19 protein-coding genes are annotated in these 25,236 nt (G+C 66.2%); 7 read left to right on the top strand and 12 right to left on the bottom strand.

The window, feature by feature from the left end; genetic code table 11:
- Positions 1-161: 161 nt before the first annotated feature.
- Positions 162-1,991: a phosphoenolpyruvate carboxykinase (GTP) gene (locus tag CH273_RS04090; protein WP_032396654.1), complete on the top strand. Its 1,830-nt coding sequence runs from the start codon at positions 162-164 to the stop codon at positions 1,989-1,991.
- A 66-nt stretch (positions 1,992-2,057) separates the two neighbouring features.
- Here CH273_RS04090 and CH273_RS04085 read toward each other — a convergent pair whose 3' ends face one another.
- A complete protein-coding gene (locus CH273_RS04085) occupies positions 2,058-2,936 on the bottom strand; it encodes an ROK family protein (RefSeq protein ID WP_032396653.1) in 879 nt (292 codons plus the stop codon).
- A gap of 9 nt (positions 2,937-2,945) precedes the next feature.
- Entirely contained in the window at positions 2,946-3,716 is a 771-nt protein-coding gene (locus tag CH273_RS04080; protein ID WP_230596926.1) for a class I SAM-dependent methyltransferase, read from the bottom strand.
- Positions 3,717-3,798: 82 nt separating this feature from the next.
- Here CH273_RS04080 and CH273_RS04075 point away from each other — a divergent pair, with 82 nt between their 5' ends.
- Positions 3,799-5,019: a glycosyltransferase family 4 protein gene (locus tag CH273_RS04075; protein WP_032397245.1), complete on the top strand. Its 1,221-nt coding sequence runs from the start codon at positions 3,799-3,801 to the stop codon at positions 5,017-5,019.
- Here the strand turns inward: CH273_RS04075 and CH273_RS04070 are convergent.
- Complete coding sequence (locus CH273_RS04070; protein WP_371828377.1) at positions 4,966-6,702, bottom strand: hypothetical protein; 1,737 nt, start codon at positions 6,700-6,702, stop codon at positions 4,966-4,968. The genes CH273_RS04075 and CH273_RS04070 overlap by 54 nt on opposite strands.
- A 25-nt stretch (positions 6,703-6,727) precedes the next feature.
- On the opposite strand from CH273_RS04070, the gene CH273_RS04065 reads away from it, so the two are divergent.
- On the top strand, positions 6,728-7,942 hold the full coding sequence (locus tag CH273_RS04065; protein WP_179272786.1) for an MATE family efflux transporter: 1,215 nt from the start codon (positions 6,728-6,730) through the stop codon (positions 7,940-7,942).
- Between the two features lie 70 nt (positions 7,943-8,012).
- On the opposite strand, the gene CH273_RS04060 is transcribed toward CH273_RS04065, so the two are convergent.
- Positions 8,013-9,500 carry a hypothetical protein gene (locus CH273_RS04060; protein ID WP_032396650.1) on the bottom strand — a complete coding sequence of 496 codons (1,488 nt, stop codon included), beginning with the start codon at positions 9,498-9,500 and terminating at the stop codon, positions 8,013-8,015.
- A gap of 117 nt (positions 9,501-9,617) precedes the next feature.
- A complete protein-coding gene (locus CH273_RS04055) occupies positions 9,618-10,739 on the bottom strand; it encodes a PorA family protein (RefSeq protein ID WP_032396649.1) in 1,122 nt (373 codons plus the stop codon).
- 166 nt (positions 10,740-10,905) lie between these two features.
- Here CH273_RS04055 and CH273_RS04050 point away from each other — a divergent pair, with 166 nt between their 5' ends.
- Positions 10,906-12,051: an acyltransferase family protein gene (locus tag CH273_RS04050; RefSeq protein WP_052049874.1), complete on the top strand. Its 1,146-nt coding sequence runs from the start codon at positions 10,906-10,908 to the stop codon at positions 12,049-12,051.
- Here the strand turns inward: CH273_RS04050 and CH273_RS04045 are convergent.
- The 3 genes from CH273_RS04045 to CH273_RS04035 form a co-directional block, all read right to left on the bottom strand.
- The gene (locus CH273_RS04045) at positions 12,029-16,276 is read right to left on the bottom strand and encodes an alpha-(1->3)-arabinofuranosyltransferase (RefSeq protein WP_032396648.1); all 4,248 of its coding nucleotides are present in this window, start codon (positions 16,274-16,276) and stop codon (positions 12,029-12,031) included. The genes CH273_RS04050 and CH273_RS04045 overlap by 23 nt on opposite strands.
- Before the next feature lie 22 nt (positions 16,277-16,298).
- Entirely contained in the window at positions 16,299-16,469 is a 171-nt protein-coding gene (locus tag CH273_RS04040; RefSeq protein WP_082073827.1) for a DUF2613 domain-containing protein, read from the bottom strand.
- A gap of 103 nt (positions 16,470-16,572) precedes the next feature.
- A complete protein-coding gene (locus tag CH273_RS04035) occupies positions 16,573-17,058 on the bottom strand; it encodes a universal stress protein (protein ID WP_371828376.1) in 486 nt (161 codons plus the stop codon).
- A gap of 135 nt (positions 17,059-17,193) precedes the next feature.
- Here CH273_RS04035 and CH273_RS04030 point away from each other — a divergent pair, with 135 nt between their 5' ends.
- Both CH273_RS04030 and CH273_RS04025 read left to right on the top strand, forming a co-directional pair.
- Positions 17,194-18,369, top strand: coding sequence for a glycoside hydrolase family 3 N-terminal domain-containing protein (locus CH273_RS04030; RefSeq protein WP_032396647.1), 1,176 nt, complete (start codon positions 17,194-17,196; stop codon positions 18,367-18,369).
- Between the two features lie 62 nt (positions 18,370-18,431).
- The gene (locus CH273_RS04025; protein ID WP_032396646.1) at positions 18,432-19,034 is read left to right on the top strand and encodes a TetR/AcrR family transcriptional regulator; all 603 of its coding nucleotides are present in this window, start codon (positions 18,432-18,434) and stop codon (positions 19,032-19,034) included.
- 77 nt (positions 19,035-19,111) lie between these two features.
- Here CH273_RS04025 and CH273_RS04020 read toward each other — a convergent pair whose 3' ends face one another.
- A complete protein-coding gene (locus CH273_RS04020; protein ID WP_032396645.1) occupies positions 19,112-19,969 on the bottom strand; it encodes a MaoC/PaaZ C-terminal domain-containing protein in 858 nt (285 codons plus the stop codon).
- Positions 19,966-21,312: a 3-oxoacyl-ACP reductase gene (locus CH273_RS04015; protein WP_032396644.1), complete on the bottom strand. Its 1,347-nt coding sequence runs from the start codon at positions 21,310-21,312 to the stop codon at positions 19,966-19,968. Before CH273_RS04015 ends, CH273_RS04020 begins: the two co-directional genes overlap by 4 nt.
- An 83-nt stretch (positions 21,313-21,395) precedes the next feature.
- Between CH273_RS04015 and CH273_RS04010 the strand changes: the two genes are divergently transcribed.
- Complete coding sequence (locus tag CH273_RS04010; RefSeq protein WP_045197258.1) at positions 21,396-22,739, top strand: acetyl-CoA C-acetyltransferase; 1,344 nt, start codon at positions 21,396-21,398, stop codon at positions 22,737-22,739.
- Between the two features lie 136 nt (positions 22,740-22,875).
- Here the strand turns inward: CH273_RS04010 and CH273_RS04005 are convergent, their stop codons facing one another.
- Both CH273_RS04005 and CH273_RS04000 read right to left on the bottom strand, forming a co-directional pair.
- A complete protein-coding gene (locus tag CH273_RS04005; RefSeq protein ID WP_230596925.1) occupies positions 22,876-24,177 on the bottom strand; it encodes an ABC transporter substrate-binding protein in 1,302 nt (433 codons plus the stop codon).
- A gap of 14 nt (positions 24,178-24,191) precedes the next feature.
- Positions 24,192-25,235 (bottom strand): branched-chain amino acid ABC transporter permease, encoded by a 1,044-nt coding sequence (locus tag CH273_RS04000; RefSeq protein ID WP_032396641.1) that lies wholly within the window; start codon positions 25,233-25,235, stop codon positions 24,192-24,194.
- Position 25,236 lies beyond the last annotated feature (1 nt).

Below are 25,236 nucleotides of genomic sequence, written 5' to 3'. Positions count from 1 at the left end.
CTCGACGCTCGGCTTGCTGTACCCGTTACGATGGTGTACTGCGGCTCGAACGGTCGAGCAGCGCCCCGCCGAGAGGGGAAAACCGAGATCTGCTCGCGCATGTTTGCCCAACAGTGATCGTGCGAGTACTTCACGGTTCCGGCTCACCCCAGGAGAGTTAGATGACCTCAGCCACCATTCCCGGTTTGAGCGGCACCGACAACGTGCCGACTCGACACAAAGAACTGCTCGCCTGGGTTGCCCAGGTAGCCGAACTGACCGAACCGGAATCCGTGGTGTTCGCTGACGGATCCGACGCCGAATGGGAGCGCCTGACCACCAAGCTGGTCGAGGCAGGCACCTTCACTCGTCTCAACGACGAGAAGAAGCCCAACTCGTTCCTCGGCAACTCCGATCCGTCGGACGTCGCTCGCGTCGAGTCGCGTACGTACATCTGTTCCAAGGAGGAGATCGACGCCGGTCCCACCAACAACTGGATGGACCCCGCCGAGATGCGGACGCTGATGTCCGATCTCTACCGCGGCTGCATGCGCGGACGCACCATGTACGTGGTGCCGTTCTGCATGGGCCCTCTCGACGCGGCCGACCCCAAGTTGGGCGTCGAGCTCACCGACTCGGAGTACGTCGTCGTCTCGATGCGCGTGATGACCCGCATGGGCCAGGCCGCACTCGACAAGATCGGTGACGACGGGTTCTACGTCAAGGCGCTGCACTCGCTCGGCGCTCCGCTCGCCGAGGGCCAGGCGGATGTGCCGTGGCCGTGCAACGACACCAAATACATCACGCATTTCCCCGAGGATCGCGAGATCTGGAGCTACGGATCCGGCTACGGCGGCAACGCCCTGCTCGGCAAGAAGTGCTACTCGCTGCGCATCGCCTCGGCCATGGCCCACGACGAGGGCTGGCTCGCCGAGCACATGCTGATCCTCAAGCTGATCTCCCCCGAGGACAAGGCCTACTACATCGCCGCGGCGTTCCCGTCCGCGTGCGGCAAGACCAACCTCGCGATGATCCAGCCCACCATCCCGGGCTGGCGTGCCGAGACCATCGGTGACGACATCGCGTGGATGCGTTTCGGTGAGGACGGCCGCCTCTACGCCGTCAATCCCGAATACGGCTTCTTCGGTGTCGCACCGGGTACCAACTGGGATTCCAACCCCAACGCGATGAAGACCATCGATCAGGGCAACTCGGTGTTCACCAACGTCGGCATGACCGACGACGGCGACGTGTGGTGGGAGGGCCTCGAAGGCAAGCCCGATCACCTGATCGACTGGAAGGGCAACGACTGGACCCCCGAGTCCGGAACCGATGCCGCGCACCCGAACTCGCGCTACTGCGTGCCGATGGCTCAGTGCCCGTCGATGGCTCCCGAGTGGGACGACCCCAAGGGCGTCCCGATCTCGGCGATCCTGTTCGGTGGACGTCGCAAGACCACCGTTCCGTTGGTGACCGAGGCTCGCGACTGGCAGCACGGCGTGTTCATGGGAGCCACCGTCGGCTCCGAGCAGACCGCTGCGGCCGAGGGCACCGTCGGAACCGTCCGCCGCGACCCGATGGCCATGCTGCCGTTCCTCGGCTACAACGTGGGCGACTACTTCCAGCACTGGATCGACCTGGGCAAGAATGCCGACGAGTCGAAGCTGCCGAAGGTGTTCTACGTCAACTGGTTCCGTCGCGGCGAGGACAAGCGCTTCCTGTGGCCCGGATTCGGTGAGAACTCGCGCGTGCTCAAGTGGATCGTCGAGCGCATCGAGCACAAGGCCGCCGGCATCGAGACGCCGATCGGTGTCGTCCCCACCGCCGAGGCACTCGACATCGACGGACTCGACACCACCGTCGAGGACGTGGCCGAGGCACTCGCGGTGAACTCCGACGAGTGGAAGGCCGAAATCCCGCTGATCCAGGAGTGGTTCGACTTCGTCGGCGAGAAACTGCCCACCGGAATTCAGGACGAATTCGACGCCCTCAAGCAGCGCCTGGGCGCGTAGTATTCACGACACAGAACGGGACTCACCGAGGGGTGGGTCCCGTTCTGGCTGTGTGGATATGGACGCTCAGGCAGTGAGCGCGGCCGCCCCGGCCAGGGTGCCTAGTCCACCCAACGCAGCAGGCACCACCTGCAGGCCATCGAGGAACTTCAGGCGTGCGTGCAGCGCGATCGACTCCTGAATCGGATTCCACAGCGGCGGGCCGGCTTGGGCGAAGCCACCACCGATCACCACCATGCGAACGTCCACCAGGGCGACGGCCGACGCGATCGCCTGGCCCAGTGCCACTCCGGCGCGCTGCAACGAGGTGATGGCGATCGGCTCCCCGGCGGCGGCATCGGCGGCCAATTCGGTTCCGCTGCTGCCGGTCCAACCCAGCTCACGCGCCCACCGCACCGTCGAAGGCCCACTCGCGACGGTTTCCACGCAGCCGATTCCGCCGCACGCGCAGGGCGTCGTCGAACCGGGAACGACGATGTGGCCGATGTGGCCCGCGTTGCCGCTGGCACCGGCGACGATCTTCCCGCCCAGCACCAACCCACCGCCGATCCCGGTCGACACCACCAGACTCAGCACATCCGGCACACCTACGGCCGCACCGTAGCGGTGCTCACCGAGTGCCGCTGCGCTGCCGTCCATCGCGAGGCGGATGTCGGCCTCGGGGAAGACCACGGCGATGTGATCGCGCAGACCGAAACCGTTCTTCCACTCGTCGATGTTGATCGGTGCGACCGACCCGGTCTCGAGGTTCACCGGACCGGAGCAGGCGACGCCGATGCGGTCGATGTGCTGTCCGGGAGCCATCTTCCGAAGCAACGACGCGCACGCCTTCCACACCCCGGACTCGGGAGTCGGCACCGTCACCGGATTCTGGGGCCGCCCGTCGTCGCCGACGAGTGCCGCTGTCATCTTGGTGCCGCCGATGTCGAGCGCGAGTGCCGTCATCGGTCCAGATTATGTGTTCGGTGTCAGGACGAGGACGAGGTTGCTGCCCAGGAACTCTCGGAGTACGGGTACTCGCATCATCCACCAGGCCCAGCGGGGATGGTAGCGCGGGAATGCGGCCAGCAGTGTTGCGTTGGGTGTGCTTCGCGCCCAACGTAATCCGTCTGCCGCACTGATGTCGAACAGTGATTCGCCGAATCGATTCTTCGGTTCGTGACCGGTGGTGCGGGCATAGCGGCGGGCTGCGTATTCGCCGCCGAGGTAGTGCCAGGGTCGGGTCTCGTGGCCGCCGAACGGACCGAACCAGATGGTGTACGAGAGCACGGTCAACCCGCCGGGCTTGGTGACTCGCAGCATTTCCTCGGCCATGGTCCACGGCTCGCGGACGTGTTCGGCAACGTTGGACGAGAAGCAGATGTCGACGCTGTCGTCACGAAACGGCAGCGCCATCCCGGAGCCGCGTACCGAGCCGGGTATCTGCAGTCCCGCTGCGTGCATCTCGGACGCGTCGGGCTCGACGGGCAGGTAGCGCGCGCAGCTCGCACCGAAGACCTCGGCGAAGTATCCGGGTCCACCGCCCACGTCCAGTACGGTCGCCGCGGACATGTCGGTGCCGGTCAGGCCCCGATACAGATCGCCGATCAGCTCCACGGAATCGCGAGCGAGCGCGCCGTAGAAGATGTCGGGGGCACTCTGCTCGTGCCCGAAGTCCTTCAGCAGACTCACCGAGCGGCGCAGTGTCGCGCGAGAGGCGAACAGACGTGTCACGGCGGAAGTCACGAAAACGAACCCTAGCGGTTACTGTGGCAGCGGTAATCGACTGCGGTCGAGACGAGCATGCGGAAATTGGGTGAAGCGAGCTGTGCGCGAGGTTCTGTTGCTGTGCTGGCGCGATACCGGGCACCCGCAGGGCGGCGGCAGCGAGCGTTACCTCGAGCAGGTGGGCGCGGGTCTGGCTCGACGCGGCGTCCGCGTCACGCTGAGGACTGCGTCGTACCCCGGAGCTCCCGCCGAGGAAATCGTCGACGGCATCCGCATCAGTCGCGGCGGTGGACGCCTGTCGGTGTATCCCCGCGCACTGGCCGCCATCGCAGCCGGACGGCTCGGTTTCGGCCCGCTCAAGGGCATCGCACCCGACGCGGTGATCGACACCCAGAACGGCATTCCCTTCTTCTCACGGGCGGCGCTCGGCGTTCCGGTGACGTTGCTGGTGCACCACTGCCACCGCGAGCAGTGGCCGGTCGCGGGGCCGATGATGGCCAAGCTCGGCTGGTGGCTCGAATCTACGGTGTCGCCGAGGGTCCACCGCCGCAATCAGTACCTGACGGTGTCGTTGCCGTCCGCGGACGAACTGGTCGCACTGGGCGTCGACCGAGAGCGCATCGCCGTGGTGCGCAACGGAGCCGACGAGATTCCGCAGTCGGTGCCCGAGGGTGACGAGAGCACCCGCACCGCACATCCGTCGCTGACCGTCCTGTCCCGCTTGGTTCCGCACAAGCAGATCGAGGACGCACTCGACGTCGTCGCCGCGCTGCGCGGTCGTATCCCCGACATCCACCTCGACGTCATCGGTGGCGGCTGGTGGGAACAGAACCTCCGCGACTACGTCGCAGAACTGGGCATCGAGCAGTACGTCACCTTTCACGGACACGTCGACGAGGACCGCAAGCACGCTCTGCTCGGTCGCTCCTGGGTGCACATCATGCCCTCCCGCAAGGAGGGCTGGGGTCTCGCGGTCGTCGAGGCGGCCCAGCACGGCGTGCCGACCGTCGGCTACCGAAGTTCCAAGGGGCTCACCGATTCCATCATCGACGGCGTCACCGGTGTTCTGGTGGGCGGGCTTTCCGATGCCGAGGGGGACCGGGACGTCTCCGGCCTGACCGCTGCCGTGTCGGAGCTGCTGCAGGACACCGAAGCCCGAACTCGCCTGGGCGAGAAGGCCCGAGTGCGCGCGGCCGAATTCTCCTGGGAGCAGTGCGCGCAGGGTGTCTACTCGGTGCTCGACGCGACGACGCGCGGCACGTGGTCGTCAGGTCTGGTGGGTGCGCAGCACTCGGATTCGGCGCAGCAGTCCTACCGCTAGGCCCCCGAGAAGCAGTACTGCCCAGGCGAGGTGGGCAACGACGACGGCCGCTGCCGGCCGGCTCTCGGTCGGCACGGGATCGGGTACCCGATAGAGCGTGAGTTGGTCGTCGGAATACACGACGTCCAGTGCATCCAGTGTTTGCTCGGACCGCCCGAGTTCGCCGGGGGTGGTGTTCTCCACCAGTACCCAGCCGACGCCCAGCTCTGCGATCACGTTCGTGGGTTCACCTGCGAGCAGGGCATTCTGGACCTCCGTCGCGCGCGCCCCCTCGCCCCGCACCGTGCCGCCCGCGACGATGAGCTCGCCGGTCTGCAGTACGTCCAGTGGCAGCATGCGCGGCGCGGGATCGAGAACGGGAGCACTCCCGCTGTAGGGAAAGCGGCGGAACATCCCGGCCGGTAGTACCGCGACATCGCCGTCGCTGCCCTGCAATTCGGCTGCGACCGCCTGCCAGGACGCCGGATACGCCACGGGTCGCATCGAGTTCGCGACGCCCCAGCCCAGGTCGGGCAATGCGATCAGAAGGGCCGAGATTGCAACGGCGCTGCCGAATCGGGTGCGCTGGACCGCGGTCAGCGCGGTTGGTTGCACCGGATTCGGTCGATACCGAGGAGTGAAAGCGGCCGCCGCGGCCAACACGTAGATCGGCACGGCCAGCGCCACCCATTTCTGGGAGTCGCGGAGCAGGCCGGCACCGGGCACCGTCTCGCCGAGCGCCCTGGCCGCTGCCAGACCAGGTCCCGTCGCTGCCAGCGCAGGGGCTGCGATGGCAAGCACGGCAACAACACCGAGCCCTACGATCACCGGATTTCTTCGACGCCTGAGCAACGGACGCACACCGAACGCGACAACGGTCAGCAGTAGCGCCGTACCCACGAACGCGAAAAGCCCTGTGCGAGAGGCGGGTACAGCATCGGAGTTCCAGATTCCACCGAGACCGGCGAGGCTGCCGAGGGTGCCCAGACCCGGCTCGGCCCGCGCTGCGAACGCCGCCCAACCCGCCGGATCCGCCTGCTCGACGCCACCGCCGGACACCGCCGTCGCCACCAGCCACGGCGCCGACGCCACCGCCGCCAGCCCGACGGCGCCGACCACGCGCAGGCCGCGTCGGGCACCCCCGGGGAGGGCGAGGACCACCAGGGCGATGGTTGCGGCGAGCAACGCGCCGGTGGGGGTGAGCCCGGCCGCGGCGAGACAGGCTGCGAGCGCCCACCAGGAACGGCCCTCTCTGACCGCGAGCGCAGCGACCACGGTCCACGGGAGGGCGGCGTATCCGACGAGCAGGCTCCAGTGTCCCTGCAGCAGCCGCTCGGCGACGTACGGATTCCACACGGCCACCGTCGATGCCACGAGCAGTGCGGGTAGCGGGGCTGTCGGCAGAACTGTTCGGGCCATGACCGCGGCACCCCACCCGGTCAGCCACAGGGCCAGCAGCAGAATGGTCTTGACGACCAGGCCACCGTCGAACACCGTCGACAGCGTGGCGATAACGGCGTCCTGCGGTACTGCCCTCGCGGCCGCGTCGGCGATTCCCCAGGCGGAGTCGGTGAAGTAGGAACGGGGAGTGCTGACAGCGTCGCGCAGCAGGAGATAGCCGGGGCCGAGCAGTGGGCCGACGATCACGACCGCGAGCAGCAGGCTGTACAGCGGCGGTGTCCACCTCGACCTCGACCACGCCATGATCGGCACCCTATACCGTGGGCTCATGTCTTTCCGTGCCTCGTCCGAGGCAGAGCACACCGCGGGTGCGTCGGTCGCCGGGATGGGGATGGTGACGGCCGGTTCGATGTTCGCGAACGTTGCGGCGTACCTGCTGCAGGTTCTGGCGAGCCGGATGCTCGGCGTCGAGGGCTACGGAGAATTCGCGAGTCTGCTTGCTGCGCAATTGGTTCTCGCGGTTCCGGCGTTGGCGTTGCAATCCGTCGTCGCGCGTGAGGTGGTGCGCGGACGCAGTTCTCGTGAACTACGCACGGTGGGATATCGGTGCGCGGCGGTGGTGGGGGTGCTCGCTCTGGCACTGTCACCTGCACTGTCCGCGGCCATGGACGTCTCGATGGCGGCGACCGTGTCGGCGGTCATCGCTGCGCCGGTGCTGGTGCTGTTGGCCGCCGAACAGGGTTTGCTGCAGGGACGGGGACGTTTCGGAGCCCTGAGCATCGTGTTGGCCGCCGCCGGGTTCGGCAAGGTGGCTCCGGCCGTGCTGGTGTTGGTGCTCGGCGGTGGTCCTGGTTCGGTTCTTCTCGCCACGGCCGCGGGCATCGGCGTGGTGGCCCTCGGTGCGCGATGGACGGCCGGGGTGCCGGTGAACTCGGTGTCGGAAACCAAGGTCACCGTGCTGGCCGTACTGCAGGCGTCGCAGGTGCAGTTGGTGTTGATCGCGATGTCCGCGTTGGATCTGGTGCTGGCACGCACGCTGCTCAGCTCCAACGAGGCCGGGCTGTACGCCGTCGGGGCCGTTGCGTCCAAGGCGGCGTTCTGGTTACCGCAGGCCGTCGGGGTGGTGCTGTACCCACGGATGGCGAACCCTCTGCATTCTGCTGCCGCGGTGCGGTCGGCGCTGGCCGTCGTCGCAGGGCTCGGTACGGTTCTGGTGATCGGCGGTGCACTGGCGTCTCCACTGTTGCCGTTGGTGGTGGGCGATACGTATTCCGGTGTGCAGAACTACGTCTGGCTGTTCGTGCTGCAGGGTGCGTGTCTGGCCGTGCTGCAGAGCGCGTTGTTGTGGGCCATCGCAGGTGAGCGCACCCACCTAGCAGTCGTTGCCTGGATCGCCCTGGCCGCAGAGGTGTTGCTGTTGCTGTTCGTGGCGTCGACTCTCGCGCAATTCGTCACCGTCGCTGCAGCCACTGCCGCGGTGACGATGGTGGTGGTGTGCGGACTCGCCCTGTGGGGAAAGGACATCAGTCGGCGACGGGCCTGATCTCACTGAGGATCTCGAAGTCGACCCGGACGACGACAACGAGCAACGGTCTGGGGTCGGTGGCGGACTGTCACGGCATCGAGGTAACGTCGAGGTACATGCCGTGGCCAGTTGTCGGATTCGGCACGTACCCGAACTTCTCGAAACTTCGGTCCGAGAATCGCGACTCGATTGCTCGTGCGCCGGCGTTGGCGAGGGTGTGCGTGATCGAGTGCACGAGCTGCGTTGCCACCGATTGCGGAGTGCCCGACACCACTTCGAGTACGTCGATACGCGCGGTGGTGTCGTCGATCCATCGCGCGGCGGCATGTCCTACGGACGGTCGCGCCTCGCGATTGTCGACATACGCCTGCAGCCAGCACGCGAGCGCACCGGATTCCAACGCTTCTCGGGCGGAGCCGATGTCCAAGCCTGCTCTGGCGAGCCAAGAACCCGAGGTGTCGTGTCGCGGTACCGCTGCCACCCGATGTTGTCGACTGCCGGTCATCTCGGTGATCGGCCACGAGATGTGCACGGCACCGTCGGCCCGCCGTGTGCGTCGCCCCCACACCAGCAAGCCTGTTCGCAGATCCTCCTGCCAGTCCGAAAGGCAGATGGCGACAATGGAATCGGGCGAATCCAGCGGAGGGCCGGAGAACTCGTCCTCGGATCGAGGAAGCCGCAACGTCATCGCAAATGTATTCGGATTCTTCGCCCAACGAAAGTAGACGCGAGCCCGGTCCTGCTCGACATGGACGCGGATGGGGCGAAACCTGCTGTCGACTCGTCCGCGAACCCGCACCCTCCGAATCAGATTTCGCGCGGTAGCGGCTGCCGGCGTCGGGAGATTTTCTGTGTCGTCACCGGTGATGTCGAGACGCCACCCGCCGTCGGCCTCTGTGTTCGGATCACGGATGTCTGCGGTCTCGAAGAACGGTCCCACGGCCCTGAGGTGCGCTGCCACAGTGGATGATGTCGGGATGATCTTGCGGGCCGAATCGATCGCGTTCCATACCCGCTGGAAGGCGAAATTGTCGGGCGCAAGTGTCGGCTCGCCGTGGGTATCGAGCAACAGCGCATAGACGCGCTGTGCGAACAACATTCGCGTCGTCGTATTCGTCGGTCGTTTCGGAGTGCGCACCAATTCGTACGCATAGTCGGCCCACCGCTGGCCGAGGAGCGCACGCGTCCAGGCCTCGCTTTCCGGATCGGTCACCGAGTCCACCAGATTGGACCCTGCAGCTTTGCGGTCCTGGTATTCGTCGGAGAACCCTTGGACGTGGATGCGTAGAAGGAGCGGATTCGATTCGGCCGGAAACGATCCCAGATCGGCCGCGTCCTGGTAGCTGTGCCGCACGTGTATGCGCAGACCTGGAACGGTGAGCGAGGGCCCTTCCACCGGGTGGTCGTCGATCGGCCGGCGAGGGTGGGGCGAAGTGCGGTCGACGGCAAGGTGCCGCAGCACGTCTTGGTAGACGGCGATTTCATCTGCGTACACCGAGGCGATGTGGTCGGTCATGGCGACGATATCGGGCGCACCGTTCGATGGTGCGTCGTCGTACTCAGTGGGCCGGGACATTCTTTCTGCGTGTTGTCAGCATGTCGACACCGTAGACCATCGTCGGCCCCCACATAGACGAGTGGCGTGGTTGTGCGCCCTCACGGGCACTCAACCACGCCACTGCGCGTAGCGCACTTACTCCTTGGACAGGTTCGTCCTCGGGATTTCCTCGGTGCGGTCGGTCGTCCAGTCGCGGTTCGTCGCGGTTCCGCCGCCGGGGGTCGGTCGCGGAGTGTTGTCCGCTCGGGCCGGCTGACGGTGTCCACCGTTGCCACCGCGCAGCAGCAGGAACACTCCGGCGATCAGCGAGATGACACCGAGAATTCCGGCGATGATCGGGACGGTGCGGCCGAAGAGCGAGATCCGGTCCTGGCCGTCCTTTGCCTGCTGGATCTGGTATTCGACCGTGTTCTCGTCGAACGTGATCGGAGCATTGAGGACGTCGACCTCGGGCCGGCCTGCTTCACGTGCGTAGTACTGGTGAATCTGCTCTTCGCCCTTGACGACGACGCCGGTCTCGGGTTCGACCCACAGGGTGCGGGTGTTCTCGTACCAGCGAGTCATCGTCACCGGAGCGGCTCCACCCTCGACACCCCAGGTGTCGGCGGGCAGCGTGACCTTGTTGGTCGGCAGGTTGACCACGGTCGACAGGTCGACCGGGCCGACGGTCTGCTGGTACTGGTACACCGGCGTTCCGTTGATCTCGGTTGCCTCGACGAAGTCGATGTCCTTCGATGCGCGGGCGTTGACGTCGAAGTACGGGTAGCTCTTCTGCTCCGCGTTGAACGGGAACTTGTACTGCAGTCCGGTGTGGGCCACCTCGTCGGCCGGCGCGTTGCCTGCCACCTGGATGGTGCCGATCGGGTTCTCGACGGGCATCGACGTCTTGCGGTCGATGGTGACGCGATCGACGCTCGCCGTCAGCAGCCCGGTATCGGCCTGCTTGTCGCTGCGTCGCAGGGTCTGGCCTGCCTGCAGCGTCATGATGTCGGCGTCGGAGGGATCCTCGACGGTGACGAATCGCTGCGAGACGAGGGGAACGTTCTGGTCGACGACTGCGCGACCGGCCGCGAGCGAGCTCGCATTCAGGACGCTGCCCTCACCGGTGGAGACGGTGGTGACTTCGAGGTCCAACGGCGTCTTCTCGAGCGCCGAGATGGTGTACGTGGGAATGAGGATGGCGGCGACCACCAGAAACGCGCCCAAGCCGATGAGTACGAGGGCAAGTATCCGGCTCGGCCCTGAGCGCTCCGCCATGCTGAATCTCCTTAGTTGACCGCTTCATGGAAGACACCGCGGTCGGGAAAGACGTCAGCCCCGACCCGATGCCCGATTTGATACGACACGTCGCAGGTGACAGTAACAGCAGACAGTGGCACCGGTCTCGTCTGCGCCGGTTCGACACGGCACACTTGAGACCACCATGAGCACTCGAGTCCACTCGCCCTCCGTCGTTCCGCTGCGCGCGTTCGTCCCTGCGCTCGAGGGAATGCGCGCGCTGGCCGCGATCGGCATCGTCGTCACCCACGTCGCATTCCAGACCGGTGCCGCGAATTCCCCGCTCATGGGGCGTATCTGGGGCAGGTTCGATCTGACCGTTGCCATCTTCTTCGCGCTGTCGGGGTTTCTGCTGTGGCGCCCCCATGCCGCGCAGGCCCGCGGACTCGCGCCTGCTCAGCCGGCTCGTCGCTACTTCTGGTCGCGGGCAGTGCGCATCCTGCCCGCCTACTGGGTCGTCGTCGTGCTGGTGCTGCTGTTTCTGCCGAATGCGGGTGGCGACTACCGGGTGTGGTTGGCCAATCTGTCTCTGACACAGGTGTTCGTGCCCCTGACGTTGACCGAGGGCATGACGCAGATGTGGTCGCTGTCGGTGGAGGTGGCCTTCTACCTGCTGCTACCCGTGTTCGCCTGGCTGATGGTTCGACTGCGTGGGGCCTCGGCCCGGCACCGGATCTCGGTGCTGCTCGGTGCATCTGCGGTGACGCTGTCCTGGGCCTTCGTCCCGATCACGACCGCGGACGCCATCCATCACGACAACTGGCTGCCCGGGTACTTTCCGTGGTTCGCCGCCGGAATGGTGTTGGCAGAGGTGTCCGTGGGCCCACAGACATGGGTGCATCGGTGGGCTCGGCGCAGATGGGTGATGCCGTCGATCGCGGTCGCGGCTTTCGTGCTGTCGGCGACTCCGCTGGCGGGCCCACAGGGACTGGTACGTCCCGAGCCGTGGCAGTTCGAGCTGAAGATCGTGTTCGGTGCCGTGCTCGCGTTCGCGATGCTCTCGCCACTGGTGTTGGCCGACACCGGTCGTCGGCACCGAGTGTTCGAGCATCCGGTGATGCTCACGCTCGGACGGTGGTCGTACGGAATCTTCATCTGGCACCTGGCCGTCCTGGCCGTGGTGTTCCCGGTGTTCGGCATCATCCCGTTCTCGGGTGGGATGTGGTTCGTACTGACGGTGACTCTCGCGCTGTCGATTCCGGTGGCCGCGGCCAGCTACGCGCTGGTCGAAGAACCTGCCCGACGACGCTTCGCACCGAAGAAGCCGATCACTGTCTCCGCATCGCACTGATCGCCAACGCGACGATGCCGATCAGCGCGGCCAGCTGCACTCCGTACGATTCGCCCACGTACCCGTCGGTCGATCGCCAAGGCCCGAGCGAGAGCAGCGCCGCGCCCAGCAACGCGAATCCGCCTGCCGCGCCGACCAACACGCGCGAGGAGAGCGCGCGACCGTAACGGCGGTCCAGGAACACCGCGCCGAAACCGATCACGGCCACCGTGATCGCACCGGCAATTCCGGCCAACACGATCGTCGCCCCGAGCAGTGCCACCAGGGCAGCCGAAACGCTCCGCCACGGCCGCGGCGAGGGCCCGAGATCGGGCATACTGCGCGGCCGACCCAGCGCTGCGAACAGCAGCGGGATCAGCAGGAGCAGCCCACCGAAGATGCCGAGCCGATACCAGCGGTCGGTGGCGAAATCCAGCGAAATCGTGCCCGACGCCCCGGCCGGAACGATCCAGGCCTGCTGCCACCCGTCGACCACCACCGGGGACAGTTCGACGCCACCGGGAGTGGTTGCGCGCCAACCACTGTTGTTGCTCTCCGGGATGACCAGCAAGCGGTCCTCCGTCGTGGACGTCAGCGTCACCTCGCGGTGATCGGGGCTCCAGGCGGTGGTCCTGGCGGACTGCGGGGCCGATTCCGTCGGCCAGTCGGCCGGAATGGGCATGGTGCGCAACCGAATACCGTCGACGAAGAACGATGCTCCCGGCTCCACCACCACGTCCTGGTGTCCCTCGGGCAGCGAGACCGGGTTGACGAAGTTCTCGTTCACCGGAGTGTCGGCGTCGCACACCGAGGCCTTCAGTGGTTCACCGGATCGGAACTGGTCCGCGGTGGCCGTCACCGACGTGCGCACCGTCTGCCCGGCGATGGAGACGATGGGGCCGTCGAAGCAGTCGACGGTGATCTCGCGATCGCCGTCGTACGGTGCGCCGATCGGTTCACCACCGGACAGTGGTGTCACTTCTGCGAAGCCGGGCGGCTGAGACTGGATGAAGCCCAGAGAGTTTCGGTCCAACACCCCGTCCCAGTCCACGATCGACAGGACGATCCTGTCCGTCACCTGCGGTGCCAGCTCGAGGGTCGTCGAGCCGTCGGTGTCGACGTCGCGCACCATCGGCCCGTTGCCGAGGTTGACCGCGACCCGAGTGGGATGGGCCGGGAGTGCACCCAGGCTCGGGCTGAGCTCGAGCCCGTCCACCAGTGTGGGAGCAGGCAATTCGATGGTCAGGGTCGGGTTGGTCCCCGCTCGGTCGGTGATCGACTTCTCCGGCGCTGTCCAGGACGTGCGCGGATCGCCGTCGGTCGCCGCGAACGCCGAGCCGTGCAGGTCCGCGACGTCCGACGCCCCGCCGGCCAACGGCCGCCCCGGTTGCGCGAGCAGCGCTTCGAGTTCGGGGGACTGCCGCGTACGCACCGTCAGATCGGGGATCACCGCGGTGCCCATCGGCACGTCGATCGTGCGTGAGAAGCGCCCGAGTTCCTCGGGTGACTTGGACAGTCCACTGCTGCAACGGATTCGATCCTCGGTGTCGAGGCACCCGGAGCGGCCTGGGAATTCCTGGCCCAGTTCCCAGGCGTCGACGCTCGCCCCGGCGGGAGTCTCGGGCAGCACCGCGCGGTGCACGATCGGTACCTGCTTCGGATTGTCCCGGTCGGAGTAGTCGTCCACCGACACCTCGCTGATGCCGAACTGGCTGCCTCGGGTTCCGTCGACCGTCGACTTCGCGGTGATGCGCAGCCACGGCGTCTCACCGCCCGGCAGTGACACCGTCATCGGCTCACCCGGCTCGTCGACGCGCGCCGCCGTCGAGCCGTTCGGAGTGGTGATCTCCACCCATTTCACCGGGTCGCCGATCGTCCCGGGGCTGGTGCGCATGTGCAAGAGCCCGCCGCGCACCGGAGTATCGAAGTCGAGTTGAAGCCATTGCCCCACAGCACGTTCGATGCCGTTGCTGATCCAGCTGGTGGCCAGGTCGCCGTCCACGGCGGCGGCGACACCGCTGCCGGGGGCGCTGCCGCCGATCTGGGTGGCGTCCGACGCCGAGCTCGACGCCGTCAGGGTCGCGCCCTCCCATTCGGCGTCGACGGTCTTCGCCCCGTACACCGGGTAGTCGGGAACCTCGTTGAGCGAACGCCGTGGCTCGTCGGCGGCCCGCAGGGCAGAACTGTGATTGTCGACCTGGCCGAAGTCGGTCTCACGGCTCATCGGGGTGTCGGTCACCGTCACCGAGTCCACGGCAATGCCGGCCGCGGCCGCATCCGAAGCCAGCAGAGTGGGGCCTGACGGCACCGGATTGCGAATCCCGTTGTTCCGCATCTCGTTCGAGCGCAGAATGGACTCCGGTCCACCCTGGACCACCGGGACACGATCGAGATCAACGGTGTAGGGGCCGGACGCGGGAATGCCCGCCGAATCACGCACCGAATAGATCTCCACAGCCGGATACGGCGGTCGAAGGTCACCGTCGAGCACAACGCCGTCGACCTGACCGGGGGCCACGTCCTCACCGAATTCGGCCACCTTCTCGAGTCCCGCGGAACCGTCGAGCACCTGGTGCACCGATGCCGGACGCGTGGACCGGGAGTTCTCGGGATCGAGGTCGTTGCGCACGACGACGTAGCTGATGCCCTGGCCCAGAAGGGTATCGGCCAATCCGGCCGATGGCCGACCGTCGGCGAAGAGTCGTTGCACGGAGTCCAGTGCCCGGATGGCACCCGGCGGGGTGAGGGGTACGGCGTCGCGGACGGCCCAGGGGGTGGTGGCCAGAGCCTGCAGCGGTTCGTCTCGGGTCAATCCCCAGGTCTGCAGAGCGAACGGTGCGCCCGGCACGATCAGGGCCCGCTGCGCGTCGGAACCGTCCGGACTCGATCCCGACGCATTCTCGGTGAGCCAGTCCGCCGCGTCGTGCCAGTACTGCGGAACGGCCTCGTACGCACCGCGGGGCGCGAGCTTGCCCGTCCACGCCAGCGAGGTGGACAGCGTCAAGGCGACGAGCACCAACGCGGTCACCGCCATCATCGGGTGCTTCTCGGGATGCGCGACGGCCGTTTTCCACTGCGATCGCGGCGCGGAACCCGGCAGCGGAACCCGGGCCAACAGATGAGCCAGCCCGAGCACCAACGGAATTCGAATGACCGGCTCTAGTTTGTGGATGTTGCGTAGCGGTGCGCCTGCAGAATCGAGAAACACTCGAACGGCGGCAGCGAACGGGCCGTCCAGATCACCGACGAACCCGGCACCGAGGCCGACCAGACCGACGAACAGCATGATCGTCAACCGGCCGCGGGCGGGCATGGACCGCATCGCCAGGCCCGCGATTCCAGCGGCCGCGATCAAGCCCGTTGCGATGACGGCCGCCGGCTGCGTCACCAGAACGGCACCGGCCACTCGCTCGGGAGAGACGAACGGCGTCCAGCTGCCGGTACCGCGCAGCACTTCCGTCAGTGACGTCCACTGCGTGGTGGTGCCGGAGGATTCGATGTAGTCGAGAAACGGCGGAGAGACCTTGCCCAGCAACAGCAGTGGAACGATCCACCACAGCGTCGCAAGCACCAGAAAGCCCGACCACCAGGCACCGAAGACGAACCACCGCTTGTTCGGCCGATGCGTGAGCATCCAGATCACGGCGACCAGAACGGCGGCGGCGGTGGCGACGGCGTTGACCGCGCCCATCAGGGCCACCGCCAGTGCAGACTGCGCGGCCGAGCGCCGAACCGTATGTTTCGCATCGTCGCCGGCGAGATACCGCACCATCGGGACCAGCACCCACGGTGCCAGCATCATCGGCATCGTCTCGGAGGAGATCGACGCGAGGGTGGTGATCACTCGCGGAGACAGAACGAAGGCCGTCGCTGCGATCAGACGGGAACTACGGCTGCCGACACCGAGAGCTTCGGCGAGCCGCACGATTCCCCAGAACCCGGCGATGAGCAGCAGCGCCCACCAGACGCGTTGAGTGATCCACGGCGGGATCGACAGCAGATCGCCGCCGGCGAAGAAGGCACCGTGGGGGAAGAAGTAGCCGTAGGCCTGGTTCTGCACCTGGCCGAGCGGGGCTGCGCTGTTCCATTGATGGGAGGCGCGTTCGAGAAATCCGAGAGGGTTCTGTGCCAGGTCGTACTTGGTGTCGGCGACGGTGAAGCCGGGGACCTGCAGAAAGGTGAGGAGGAACGCCAGGATCGAGACGCCGAGAAGCCACTTGCGGCCGAGCGGCTCGGCCGAGATCACCGATTCACGAGAGCGACCAGCGTCAGCGGCTGCCGTACTCAACCTGGTTCAGCAAGGACGAGTCGGCGTTTCCGGAGCGATCGATATCCGGACGAGAGTTGTCGGCTGCAGCTGCGGTGACTCCGAAGACGACGCCCGCACCCAGTACGGCTCCGACGACGGCGGCAATGACACCCGGGACAGCAAACTTCATCTCGGTTCTCCAGTCAGTCGGCTCAGAACGGTAGCGGGCGAGGTGGACCCCCACGCGGGCATCACGGTATCACCTGCGTCACGGAAAACAGCCGTCGGACGCTCTACTTGCCGGGCGGAACGATCAGGACGGGTCGATGGCTGTGTCGAAGAACGTGCTCGGCCACCGAACTCCGGAGCAGCGCACGTAGACCGGTGGTGCCTCGCGTACCGGTGACGATGATGTCGACGTTCATCTCGTCGGCTTTCTCCACGATCGCGGCCCAGATGGCGGTGGTGCATTCGGTGCACTGACCCTCCACTTTCAGGCCTGCGGCCTCGGCCAGCGCGACGCCTTCGCTGTTGGTCACTTTCGCGTCGGTGAGCGCCACGTCCTCGGCCTCGTCGTCGGGCACCCATTCGGGCTGCATCACACCGGAGAGGCCGGACATGCGCGCGGCCTGACGCACCATCGGCTCCCATGCGGTGACGACGATCGCGCGTGAGGTGGTGAGAAACCGTCCGGCATAGTCGATGGCGCGTTTGGCGTTGTCGGATCCGTCGTAGGCAATGAGTATGAGGTCTGCGGTCACGGTCGATCTCCTCCTCATGTCGCGTTCGTCCAGATTACCCTCACCCCTCGGCGGATCGATGTGGGTTTCGGTCGGTCGGAGTGCAACGAAGGCGCATCGATCCGGACCCCGGGTCGGCAGCGACACCGACGATCTGGGCTACCGTCGTATTCCATGCGACTTCGGTTTTCGGTTCGGTCCGCTGCGGTGATGACCGTCGGTGTCGGCTTGTTGGTCTCGTGCTCCACCGAGTCTGCGCCGGTCGCGTCGACGCAGACGGCACCGGCTGCTCCGACGACGACTGCCGTCGACACGGCGGTGCCGCAACCGGTACCGCCCGTCGACGGCTGCGTTGCGTTCGTCGACGGATTGTCGGAGCGGCAGCGGCTGGCTCAGTTGCTCACCGTCGGGGTCACCGGAACTGCGGACGCGGTGCAGATCATGTCCACCGAGCAGGTCGGCGGTATCTTCGTCGGCAGTTGGACCGACGAGTCGATGCTCGGTAATCGGGAAGTACCGCAGGTGCTCGACGCCTCCGCGGTGGCTCCGATGGTCACGATCGACGAAGAAGGTGGACGGGTCTCGCGGGTCGCGGATCTGCTGGGTGCCGCACCGTCGGCGCGGGAACTGGCGCAGACGGTGTCGGTGGACGAGGCGTATTCGATGGCGTTGACGCGCGGCCAGGGGTTGAAGGATCTCGGTGTCACCGTCGACTTCGCTCCGGTGGTCGACGTGAGCGGTCAGCCCGACGATTCCGTCATCGGCGATCGGTCGTTCTCCGACGATCCGCAGGTCGTCATCGACTACGCGGGGGCGTACGCGCGGGGTCTGGAGGACGCGGGTGTGAAGCCCGTCATCAAGCATTTTCCCGGGCACGGTTCGGGTTCGGGCGACTCGCACACCGGCGCGGTGACGACCCCGTCGCTCGACGAGTTGAAAACCAAGGATCTGTTGCCGTTCGCGGCGCTGAACAACACCGGCGTCGGTGTCATGGTCGGGCATCTCGATGTGCCCGGACTGACCGAGCCGGGGGTGCCGGCGAGTATCAGCCCGGCGGCGATGGCGTTGTTGCGCGATGGCGTCGGATACGGTGCCGCGCCGTTCGACGGCCCCATCTTCACCGACGACCTCAGCGGCATGGCGGCGATCACGGCCAGGCTCGGGATCGTCGACGCGGTCGAGGCGGCGTTGGTCGCGGGAGCCGATGTGGCGCTGTGGCTCACCACCGATCAGGTGCCCGCGGTGTTGGACAATCTCGAGGACGCGGTGGCGACGGGACGTCTGCCGGCGGCTCAGGTGGACGAGGCCGCTGCTACGGTTGCTCGGTTCAAGGGGGCGTGCGGGTCCTGATTGTGCGGTACTGGACCTTACTGTGGAGTAAGGTCTAGTAGTTCGTACGTATTGGAGGATCCATGGCTGGTGGCACGAAGAGATTGCCCCGCGCCGTCCGTGAGCAGCAGATGCTCGACGCGGCGGTGGATGTGTTCTCCGACAACGGTTTTCACGAGACATCGATGGATTCGATCGCCAAGAAGGCGGCCATCTCCAAACCGATGCTCTATCTGTACTACGGGTCCAAGGACGAGTTGTTCGCAGCCTGCATCCACCGCGAGGGCGTCAAGTTCGTCGAGGCCCTGACTCCCGCCGCAGATCCGACGCTGACGCCGCGCGAGCAGTTGCGCAAGGCCCTGATCGGTTTCCTCGGATTCGTCGGCGAGAACCGCAAGTCGTGGATGGTGCTCTACCGTCAGGCTATCGGTCAGCAGGCGTTCGCCTCACAGGTGCAGAGCAGCCGAGATCGGTTGATCGAGTTGACGGCCGGCTTGCTCGCGATGAGTACGAGAGATCCGGAGCAGTCCCAGAATTTCGGGCTGATGGCCGTCGCGTTGGTCGGGGCGGGCGAGGCTGTGGCCGACAGAGTGGCAGGCGGCGAAATCGAGGTCGACGCGGCCGCCGACCTACTGGAGAATCTGGCCTGGCGCGGCTTGGCCGGAAAGAAGACCGCCACCACCTGAGCCCCGCGCCCAACTCGAAGTTGTGGACGGAAATCCGGAGAAATCCGTCCACAACTTCGAGTTCGAGGGTGAGGCGGTTACCGCAGGGTTCCCGTCAGATGCGGGTAGCCCTTCTTCGGGTTCTTCAGCGACAGGTCCCAGCCGGTGCCGACGGCCTCGGCGTAGGCGTTCACCGTCGCGGGCAGGATGATCGGCTTGCCGAAGCGGATGCTGTAGTTCACAGCCTCCGGAATTCGGCCCTCGACGGTCTGCAGCACGGCTGCCGCGCTCCACATTCCGTGCGCGATGGTCTTCGGGAACCCGAATGCCTTTGCGCCCAGCGAGGATACGTGAATCGGGTTGCGGTCTCCGGAGATGGCCGCGTACCGGCTGATGATCCGTTGGTCGACGCGCAGAGTGCGGGTCGGGGGCGGCGGAACCTCGTCGGCCGGCGGTGCCTCGCGGGGGCCACCGGACAGTGACGTCTTCTGCAGGCTCAGGAAGCTCGAGGTCTGCTTCCAGACCAGTTCGCGTCCTACCTTGACCTCACTGATCAGGTCGACGAGCAACCCCTTGCGGTGCTCGCGCAGATTCTCCGCGTGCACTCGCACGTCCAGCGGCTCGGACGCGGAGATGCCACGGTACTGCTCGATGACGTTCTCGGCGTGTACCGAACCGATGGCGGCGAACGGAAAGCCCTTGGACACCATCAGTTTCATCACCGTCGGGAAGACGAGGGTGAAGGGGTAGGTCACCGGGAGCTGGTCGCCGAATCGCAGCCCCGTCGCCCGGCAGTACCCGGCGAGGTTGTCGGGGTCCACTCGCAGACCCTTGAGCTCGTACACCGTGCTGGGAACCGAGGACGACCTGGATCCGAAGAACGGCAGTGCGCCCAGCGCTGCCGAGGTGTAGATGTCGGAGGTCTTCGGCTGCGCGGTGAGCGTGACGGTGCTCATGCGCCGAGGAGGCTCTGGCCGCACACGCGCACGACCTGGCCGGTGACGGCGTTGGATGCGGGAGAAGCGAAGTACGAGACCAACTCTGCGACGTCGACGGTCTCGCCGCCCTGCAGCAGCGAGCTCATGCGTCGTCCGGCCTCGCGGGTGGCGAACGGAATCGCAGCCGTCATCGCGGTCTCGATGAACCCGGGAGCGACGGCGTTGATGGTGATGTTCTTCTTCGCCAGCACCGGTGCGGACGCGTGCACCAGGCCGATGACGCCTGCCTTGGACGTGCCGTAGTTGGTCTGGCCGCGGTTGCCCGCGATGCCGGCGATGGAGGAGACGTCGACGACGCGGCCGCCTTCCTTCAGTGCACCCGACTTGACTAGCTCATCGGTGATGCGCTGCGGCGCAGCGAGATTGACGCCGATGACGGAGTTCCAGCGGCTCTCGTCCATGTTGGCGAGTGTCTTGTCGCGGGTGATGCCTGCGTTGTGCACGATGATGTCGGCGCCGCCGTGACGTTCGAGGAGGTGCTTCGAGAGGACATCTCCGGCGTCGGGCGAGGTGACGTCGAGCGCGAGCGAGGTGCCGCCCACCTTGTTGGCCGTCTGCGAGAGTGCTTCTCCGGCAGCGGGAATGTCGGCTGCGATGACGGTGGCTCCGTCGCGGGCGAGGACCTCGGCGATGGTGGCACCGATACCGCGTGCGGCTCCGGTGACGACGGCTACCTTGCCTGCGAGCGGCTTGTCCCACGAGGCCGGGGCCTGCGAGTCCGCGTCACCCACGGTGATGACCTGGCCGTCGACGAACGCGGACTTGGCCGAGAGCAGGAAGCGGAGGGTGGATTCGAGTCCGGACAAGCCGGTCGACGCCTTGGGGGAGATGTAGACGAGCTGCGCCGTGGCTCCGCGCTTGACCTCTTTGCCGACGCTGCGGGTGAAGCCTTCGAGAGCGCGCTGAGCGACGTGCTCGTCGACGCTCGAGGTCTCCTCCGGCGTCGTACCGATGACGACGACGCGCGCCGACGGTGCCAGGTTGCGGATGACCGGCTGGAAGAACTGGAACAGCTGCTCCAGCTCGGCGACGTTGCCGATGCCGGTGGCGTCGAACACCAGTCCGCCGTGCTTGTCGTCGTGCGGCTGCGACTGCGGGTAGTCCGAGAGCAGCTCACGCAGGGGCTCGACGAGGCGACCGCTACCGCCGATCAGGACCGGTCCGGCCAGCGGCGGCTCGCCCGCCTTGTAGCGGCGCAGCTTCTCGGGCTGCGGCAAGCCGGCCTGCTTGGCGATGAAGGCTCCCGGCGCGGACGCGAGGAACGTTGAGTAGAGATCTGGGGCTCCCTTGGAGGCTGCCACTGTCGTACCTTTCATTCAGCGCTGCTCGCTCGAGGAGCGAGGCGCACGACCGGGTGTCGACAACCAACTTACTCGCCAGTAAGATGAAACTCCACCAGGGCCTTATTCGACGATGTTTGGAGACGTCAGTGACAAGCAAGCAGCTACGACCGGTCGCAATCGTCGGTGGCAACCGCATTCCGTTCGCGCGCTCGGACAAGAAGTACGCGCTGGCGTCCAACCAGGACATGCTCACCGCAACCATCGACGGGCTGGTCTCGCGATTCGGATTGCAGGGCGAGCGCCTGGGCCTCGTCGCCGCCGGTGCCGTGCTCAAGCACTCCCGCGACTTCAACCTCACTCGTGAGGTCGTACTCGGTAGTGCACTGAGCCCGTACACCCCGGCCTTCGACATCCAGCAGGCCTGCGGCACCGGCCTCCAGTCGATCATCGCCGTCGGCGACGCCATCGCGTCGGGCCGTATCGATGCCGGTATCGGTGGTGGTGTCGACACCACGTCCGACGCTCCGATCGGAGTCAACGACGAACTGCGCGAGTTCTTGCTCTCCCTGAACCGGGCCAAGAGCACCACCGACCGCATCAAGCTGCTCGGCAACGTTCGTCCCGGCATGCTCGGCATCGAGATCCCGCGCAACGGTGAGCCGCGTACCGGCCTGTCGATGGGTGACCACGCCGCCATCACGGCCAAGGAGTTCGGCATCCGCCGCGAGGACCAGGACGAACTGGCCGCAGCGAGCCACCACAACATGGCGGCGGCCTACGATCGCGGCTTCTTCGACGATCTGGTGACGCCGTTCCTCGGCCTCACTCGCGACGACAACCTGCGTCCGGGATCGACCGTCGAGAAGCTCGCGACGCTCAAGCCGGTCTTCGGAACCAAGCTGGGCGACGCCACCATGACGGCAGGCAACTCGACGCCGCTGACCGACGGTGCGTCGGCTGCGCTGCTGTCGAGCGACGAGTGGGCTGCCGAGCGCAACCTGCCGGTACTGGCGCACCTGGTCGATTCCGAGACCGCCGCCGTCGATTACGTCCACGGCAACGGGTCGTTCAAGGACGGTCTGCTGATGGCGCCGACCTACGCGATTCCGCGTCTTCTCGCACGCAACGGCCTGACGTTGCAGGATTTCGACTACTACGAGATCCACGAGGCGTTCGCCTCGGTGGTGCTCGCAACTCTGCAGGCTTTCGAGAGCGACGCGTACTGCAAGGAGCGTCTCGGCCTCGACGGCGCTCTCGGTTCCATCGACCGCAGCAAGCTCAACGTCAACGGATCCTCGCTCGCGGCGGGCCACCCGTTCGCCGCGACCGGTGGACGCATCGTGGCTTCGCTGGCGAAGATGTTGGCCGAGAAGGGCTCGGGCCGTGGCCTGATCTCGATCTGCGCGGCCGGTGGCCAGGGCGTCACCGCCATCATCGAGCGCTGATCACTGCAGCTTCGGCTGCTCTCCGACCGGGGGTCATAGGGTCGGTGGATCCGGTAATCGAGGGGTTTTCGGATCTGCCGACCACAACGTGGGAAAGGGCACGCAGAGTTCGCTCTGCGTGCCCTTTCACGTGTGATCAGCCCGGTATGCCGCTTTCCGGTGGTGTGGACTCCTCGCCGGTGTATTCCTCCACCGCCGAATCCCCGATGTCGGTCTGCAGCACCGGAGTCAGGTACTCGGGCACGCCTCCCTGGATCTGGAAGACACTGGCACCGGAGATTCCGAGGTGGCTCGAATCGGAGTATCGGAACGGGGCCAACTGCGGTCCCTCGAAGTCCATTCCGCCTTCCTGGATGGCTGCGACGATGCCCTCACGGGTGGGATTCTCGCCTGCCGCCTGGAGGGCTTGTACGAAGGCGTATGCCTGGCTCAGTCCGTAGATGCGGTAATTGGTCAACGGGTCACCGGTTCCGTACTCGGCCCAGACCTTCTGCCACAGTTGGGTCCACGGATTCTCCGGAGAGTCGACGCCCGGGATGTATTCCAGCGAGATCATCCCTTCGAGCGATTGCGCGCCGTCGGTGACCGCGCCCTGAGAGAACCGTCCGAGCAGAGAACCGACGAGGTCGACGTCGGATCCGATGGAGCTGTAGAACCACTCGGGGTCGTAGTTGAGTCGCATGGCTGTCAGCTGGCTCAGTGCGGTGTAGGAGGGGACGTTGAAGCCGAGGACCAGATCCGCTCCGGCACCCTGCAGAGCAGCGATCTGTGGTGCGACGTCGGTGTTGCCCGAGGTGTAGCGCACGACCTCGACGATCTGATCGTCGAGATACTGGCGCACTGCGGCCTCGCTGTCCCGGCCGAGGTCGTCGTCCTGAAGGAAGAGTCCGACCTTGGCGTCGGGCCGGTTCTTGGTCACCCAGTCGCCGATGATCTTGCCCTCGACCTGGTAGTCGGGCTGCCACCCGAAGGTGTTCGGGTACTTCTCCGGATCGTTGCCCCACATGATCGCACCGGAGGAGACGAACAGGTCCGGCACACCTTCCTCGTTGAGGAAGTCGATGACGGCGCTGTGGGTCGCGGTGCCGAGTCCGCCGACGACGGCGAACACCTCGTCCTGGAGAACCAGTTCGTTGACGACCTGGGTGGTGGTCGTCGGATCGTACGAGTCGTCCCGAACCACGTACTCGATCTGTCGGCCGTTGATGCCACCTGCGGCATTGACGTAGTCGAAGTAGGCCTGCGCGCCCGTGGGGATTTCGCTGTATCCGGGCGCTGCGACCCCGGTCAACGGAAAGTGGGCACCGATCTTCACCGAGGTGTCGGTGATGCCGACCGTCGACCCTTCCGAGGATTCCGTCGTCTCTTCTCGGCCACCTGCACCGCACGCCGCGGCCAACGACACGACGGCGACGAGCGCGGTCGTTCTGAAAGCCACCGATCCGAACTTTTTCATTTCATTCCTTTTCTGGTTGTCCGTAACTTGCGATACGTGCCCACCAAACCCAGTGGGGCGAACAGGATGACGAGGACGGTGAAGATTCCGGTCACCAGTGGTGCGAGTTCGGCCGATTGCAGACTGCTCAGACCCAGATCGAGCCCGAAGTTGGTGACCACCGGCGGGATGTAGGTCAGCAGAACCGCCCCGATCAACGCGCCGGAAAGGGTTCCCAGCCCGCCGATGACGACGGCGGAGAGCAGAGTCAGTGAGAGAGTCAGCGTGAATCCGCTCGGTGCCGCGATTCGTGCCGACATCGCCAGGACTGCACCGCCCGCTCCAGCACAGGCCGCGCTGACCACGAACGCGAGAATGCGTGCGCGGCCGAGATCGATTCCGGACAACTCGGCGGCCACTTCGTCGTCCCGGACGGCCCGCCAGCGACGGCCGATTCGGCTCGACGAGACGTTCGCCAACAGGAAGAACACGAGCACCAGCAGTATCCAGCTGACATAGGCGACGAATTTGGTTCCGCTGAGCTCGTTTCCGGTGACGAAGAACATCATGTCGTCGATCAGCTCGGGCACCTTCGGTGCCGGTACGACGAGTCCTTGTTCGCCGCCGAGGTAGTCCGAGAAGTACAGGGCGAGGCCCGGTACCGCGACGGCGAGCGCCAGAGTCGCGCCGGCCAGGTACGGCCCGTGCAGTCGGGCGGCCGCCACACCGACCACGACACCCACCACCGCCGAGATCACGGTGGCGGCGAGCAGGACGAGGGGGACCGACCATCCCGAATCGTTGGCCCGCAACATCAATGCCGCGGTGTACGCACCGACCGCCATGAATGCGCCGTGCCCGAGTGACAGCTGGCCGCTCAGCCCGGTCAGCACCGTCAGGCCGCCGGCCGCGATGGCGAGGTAGGCCACCGAGGTGAGTTGGCTCTGACGGAAGGTGCTCAGGGATTCGAGCGCGAGGACGATGACGACCAGCCCGATGACGGCACCGAGCACGTGGCGTCGAACCGGTGTTGCGGTGAGGCGAGTGAGAGTTGCGTTCATG

This window comes from Rhodococcus sp. 05-339-2 (genome assembly GCF_002258965.1).
GTDB lineage: Bacteria > Actinomycetota > Actinomycetes > Mycobacteriales > Mycobacteriaceae > Rhodococcoides.
This window is presented reverse-complemented; position numbering and strand designations above follow the sequence as displayed.

Coding starts and splice junctions, on each gene's coding strand:
- CH273_RS04090 (WP_032396654.1), top strand. CDS start 162: ATGACCTCAGCCACCATTCCCGGTTTGAGCGGCACCGACAACGTGCCG.
- CH273_RS04085 (WP_032396653.1), bottom strand. CDS start 2,936: ATGACGGCACTCGCGCTCGACATCGGCGGCACCAAGATGACAGCGGCA.
- CH273_RS04070 (WP_371828377.1), bottom strand. CDS start 6,702: ATGGCGTGGTCGAGGTCGAGGTGGACACCGCCGCTGTACAGCCTGCTG.
- CH273_RS04065 (WP_179272786.1), top strand. CDS start 6,728: ATGTCTTTCCGTGCCTCGTCCGAGGCAGAGCACACCGCGGGTGCGTCG.
- CH273_RS04060 (WP_032396650.1), bottom strand. CDS start 9,500: ATGTCCCGGCCCACTGAGTACGACGACGCACCATCGAACGGTGCGCCC.
- CH273_RS04055 (WP_032396649.1), bottom strand. CDS start 10,739: ATGGCGGAGCGCTCAGGGCCGAGCCGGATACTTGCCCTCGTACTCATC.
- CH273_RS04050 (WP_052049874.1), top strand. CDS start 10,906: ATGAGCACTCGAGTCCACTCGCCCTCCGTCGTTCCGCTGCGCGCGTTC.
- CH273_RS04040 (WP_082073827.1), bottom strand. CDS start 16,469: ATGAAGTTTGCTGTCCCGGGTGTCATTGCCGCCGTCGTCGGAGCCGTA.
- CH273_RS04035 (WP_371828376.1), bottom strand. CDS start 17,058: ATGAGGAGGAGATCGACCGTGACCGCAGACCTCATACTCATTGCCTAC.
- CH273_RS04030 (WP_032396647.1), top strand. CDS start 17,194: ATGCGACTTCGGTTTTCGGTTCGGTCCGCTGCGGTGATGACCGTCGGT.
- CH273_RS04025 (WP_032396646.1), top strand. CDS start 18,432: ATGGCTGGTGGCACGAAGAGATTGCCCCGCGCCGTCCGTGAGCAGCAG.
- CH273_RS04020 (WP_032396645.1), bottom strand. CDS start 19,969: ATGAGCACCGTCACGCTCACCGCGCAGCCGAAGACCTCCGACATCTAC.
- CH273_RS04010 (WP_045197258.1), top strand. CDS start 21,396: ATGAAACTCCACCAGGGCCTTATTCGACGATGTTTGGAGACGTCAGTG.
- CH273_RS04000 (WP_032396641.1), bottom strand. CDS start 25,235: ATGAACGCAACTCTCACTCGCCTCACCGCAACACCGGTTCGACGCCAC.